This is a genomic window from Rhodopseudomonas sp. (assembly GCF_013377015.1).
Classification (GTDB): Bacteria; Pseudomonadota; Alphaproteobacteria; order Rhizobiales; family Xanthobacteraceae; genus JARJEH01.
Genome location: NZ_JACABA010000011.1, coordinates 1 through 2575, shown reverse-complemented (window position 1 = coordinate 2575; position 2575 = coordinate 1). Strand labels below are relative to the sequence as shown.

At 64.3% G+C, this 2575-nt stretch carries 2 protein-coding genes; both read right to left on the bottom strand.

What is annotated here, in order from left to right; translation table 11 throughout:
- A partial coding sequence (locus tag HXX15_RS22890) for an acetyl-CoA C-acyltransferase (RefSeq protein ID WP_296519217.1) occupies window positions 1-947 on the bottom strand: 947 nt, incomplete at its 3' end.
- 10 nt (window positions 948-957) lie between these two features.
- A partial coding sequence (locus HXX15_RS22885) for an acyl-CoA dehydrogenase (RefSeq protein WP_296519214.1) occupies window positions 958-2575 on the bottom strand: 1618 nt, incomplete at its 5' end.

Below are 2575 nucleotides of genomic sequence, written 5' to 3'. Positions count from 1 at the left end.
ACCGCATGCACCGGGCCGAGGCCCATTTGCGCGGGATCGAGACCCGCCCACTGCGAGTCGACGATGCGACCGATGGGCTTCAAGTTCCAGCGCTGCACCGCTTCTTCCGAAGCCAGCAGCAGCCAGGTGGCGCCGTCGGTGATCTGCGAACTGTTGGCCGGCGTGACCTTGCCGTACTTGCGATCGAAGAAGGGCTTGAGCTTGGCCATGCCGGTCATGCTGGCATCACGGCGCACGCCGTCGTCGGCGGCATACACGGTGCCATCCGGTCCGATCAGCGGCACGATCTCGTCCTTGAAATGGCCGGCATCCTGCGCAGCGGCAACGCGCTTGTGACTTTCAACCGAGAAGGCATCCATGTCCGCACGCGTGATGCCGAAACGCCAGGCGAGGTTCTCTGCCGTCTGCCCCATCAGCAGGCTGACCACCGGATCGGTGAGGCCCTTGACGATGCCGATCACCGGCGTGAGCAGCATGCCGAGACGCAGCTTGGCGAACATGCCCAGCTTCTGACCCAGCGTGCGAGCCTGCGCCATGCGCGAGAACCACAGCACCATCTTGTCCGAGTAGAGCAGCGGCGCCCGTGAGAGTGCGTCGGTACCACCGGCGAGGATGAGTTGTGCGCGACCGGCCTGAATGTTGGCCATGGCGGTGTCGATCGCCTGCATGCCGGAAGCGCAATTTCTCATCACCGTCCAGCCCGGCACCTTGTTGCCGCAGCCAAGACGCAGCGCGGCGACACGGCCGATGTTGACCTCGTCGACGCTGGGACTGGCACAGCCGAGGATGACTTCATCCAGATCCGTGGCGGCGAAGGGCTGGCGTGCCAGCAGGGTGCGGCCGGCGGCGACGGCGAGGTCGGAAGCCGCGAACGGCCCCGGCAGGTTTTTCGACTTGAGGAAAGGCGTGCGTGCGCCGTCGACGATGTAGATCGGTTTGAAGCTCATGTGCGTCCTTTCAGGCAGCCTGGCGCAAGGCCGGCTGCGTGGTCTGGCCGATGCCGAAATCCGCCGGGAAGTCGTCGACATGGATGACCTTGTCGCGCAGGCGGTTGCGGTTTTCGATCAGGGCCAGTTCGTCGGCCGTGATGACACCGGCCTCCATTGCGTGGCGTGCGAGTTGCACGGAATCGCGACCGGCGATCTTCTTCGCTTTCTGCGCGTTGCGGATCTTCACCTCGACCTTTTCGGCGGCGATGGTTGCATCCAGCGCCAACTCGATCACGCCGATGGCGTCGTTCTCGTCACGCGGCACATACATGTCGGCGGTGAGACGGTCACGCGTTTCGGAGGGCTCGATCAGGAGCTTCGCAACTTCGTGGCCGAGGTGGTCGGACGGCACCACATACGGACGGCCGAGCGGGAAGACGAAGCGGTGCAGTATCGCGGCGATGAACTTGTTGGGATAGTTGGCGAGGATGCCCTCGAAGGCATTCTGCGCCGAGAACATCGCGTCCCAGATGGCCCAGTGCATCAGCGGTGCATCGGCAGCCTGACGGCCTTCGGATTCGTAGCGCTTGAGCGTCGCGGAACTCAGGTACATCAGCGAAAGAATGTCGCCCAGGCGTGCCGAGAGTTTTTCCTTGCGCTTCAGGTCGCCGCCCATCACCAGCATCGAGACGTCGGCGAGGAAGGCAAAGGCCGCCGAGAAGCGCGTGAGCTGCTGGTAGTAGCGCGTCGTTTCCGGCGCGATGTTGTCGGGCACGGAGACGAAGTGCGAACCGGTGATGCCCATGACGAAGGCGCGGATCGCATTGCTGATGGTGAAGCTGACATGCCCGGTGAGCGCGGCGTCAAAGTCGAGCAGCGCCTTGGTCTGGTTTTCCTCGCGCACGGCGAGGAATTCCTTGAGCACAAAGGGATGGCAGCGGATGGCGCCCTGACCGAAGATGATGAGGCTGCGCGTGAGAATGTTCGCGCCCTCGACGGTGATGGCCACCGGCATCTGCTGGTAGGCACGGGCGATGAAGTTGTTCGGGCCCATGCAGATGCCCTTGCCGCCCTGCACATCCATCGCATCGTTGAGCACCTTGCGGGCGCGTTCGGTGACGTGATACTTGACGATGGCCGAGACGACGGAAGGCTTCTCGCCGAGGTCGATGGCGCCGGCCGTCATCTTGCGCGCGGCATCCATCATGTACGTGTTGCCGCCCATGCGCGCCAGCGGTTCCTCGACGCCCTCGAACTTGCCGATGGCTGTCTTGAACTGGCTGCGCACACGCGCATAGCCGCCGGTGCCGCGCACGGCGAGCTTGGCCATGCCGGTGTTCGACGAAGGCAGCGAGATCGAACGACCGGCGGCCAGGCACTCCATCAGCATGCGCCAGCCCTGGCCGATCATGGCGGGTCCGCCGATGATCCAGTCCAACGGCATGAAAACATCCTTGCCGGAGTTCGGGCCGTTCTGCCACACGGCATTGAGCGGCGCGTGACGGCGACCGATGTTCACGCCGGGATGGTTGGCGGGAACCAGCGCGCAGGTGATGCCCAGCGCTTCCTCGCCGCCGAGCAGGTGATCGGGATCCTGTACATGGAAGGCGAGACCAAGCACGGTGCAGATCGGGCCGAGCGTGATG